Annotated in this window: 2 protein-coding genes; one reads left to right on the forward strand and one right to left on the reverse strand. The window is 69.8% G+C overall.

The features are described from left to right. Positions 1-45: 45 nt before the first annotated feature. Positions 46-621 (forward strand): exonuclease domain-containing protein, encoded by a 576-nt coding sequence (locus ACFWPX_RS36920; protein WP_378933754.1) that lies wholly within the window; start codon positions 46-48, stop codon positions 619-621. Here the strand turns inward: ACFWPX_RS36920 and ACFWPX_RS36925 are convergent. Further along, entirely contained in the window at positions 618-1,001 is a 384-nt protein-coding gene (locus ACFWPX_RS36925) for a PaaI family thioesterase (protein ID WP_378933757.1), read from the reverse strand. The genes ACFWPX_RS36920 and ACFWPX_RS36925 overlap by 4 nt on opposite strands. Between the last annotated feature and the right edge of the window lie 212 nt (positions 1,002-1,213).

Raw genomic sequence — 1,213 nt, forward strand, 5'->3', positions numbered from 1 at the left:
GAATATCGCTGGAGCGCGCCACTACACGCCCGTACCGTCACACGGATGAACGAATGGACCGGCCTGCTCAATGTGGTCGACGTGGAGGCCACCTGCTGGGCAGGCGATCCGCCCACCGGGCAGACCAGCGAGATCATCGAGATCGGGATCACCGTGGTCGATCTCGCCACCCGAACCAGGGTGGGCAAGCACGGGATCATCGTGCGTCCCACCAGGTCCACGGTGAGCGATTTCTGCACCGAGCTCACCACGCTCACCCAGGAGCAGGTCGATGAGGGTGTCGATTTCGGTGCCGCGTGCCGTGTGCTGGCCGCCGAGTTCGCGGCCGGCGAGCGGCCGTGGGCGAGTTGGGGCGACTACGACCGCAAGCAGTTCCGCGCCCAGTGCGCGGCGACCGGCGTCGAGTATCCGTTCGGCCCCGAGCACACCAACGCCAAACAGGTGTTCGCCGAGTCCTACGACCTGCGGCGACGACCGAGCATGGACCGCGCGCTCCAGATCGCCGACATCCCCCTCGAAGGCACCCACCACCGCGGCGATGACGACGCGTGGAATATCGGCGCGCTGATCGTCGATGTGCTCGACCGTGGTGGATGGCGGGTCACGACGGTCGACCGCTAGGCGGCGAGGTTCTGCAGGCGGACCTGGCCGCGGGCGACGGTGCGGCCCTCGGCATCGGTGATGACGACGACCCAGAGTTGCTGGCTGCGGCCGCGGTGGATGGGCGTGGCCTCGCCGGTGAGAACGCCCTCACGGACGGCGCGCAGGAAGTCGGTGTTGTTGTTGACGCCGACGACCGATCCACGCTCTCCGAACCAGACACCGGCGCCGACGCTGGCGAGGGTTTCGATGACGGTGCAGTAGACGCCGCCGTTCTGGATGCCCGCGGGCTGGTACAGCGCCGGGCGTACTTCCCATTCGCCACGCACCCGGTCCGGGGTGACCTCGGTGTAGCGCAGGCCGATGAGGTCGGTGAAGGTGCCTTCGCTGACCTTGGTCATCAGCTCGGGGGTGACGTCGGCCAGGGACAGGGGCGATTCGCTCATACGGTCCGGTTTACACCATCAGAAACCGTGCGAGGCAGCCGGGAAGACGTAGCGGGGGGGGGGGGGGGGGGGGGCGGGGGGGGCCCCCCCCCCGGGGGGGGGGGGGGCCCCCCCCCCCCCCCCCCCCCCCCCCCCCCACCCCCCCCGCTACGATTTGGGGAGGTGTG

The organism is Nocardia sp. NPDC058518 (assembly GCF_042719655.1).
GTDB lineage: Bacteria > Actinomycetota > Actinomycetes > Mycobacteriales > Mycobacteriaceae > Nocardia.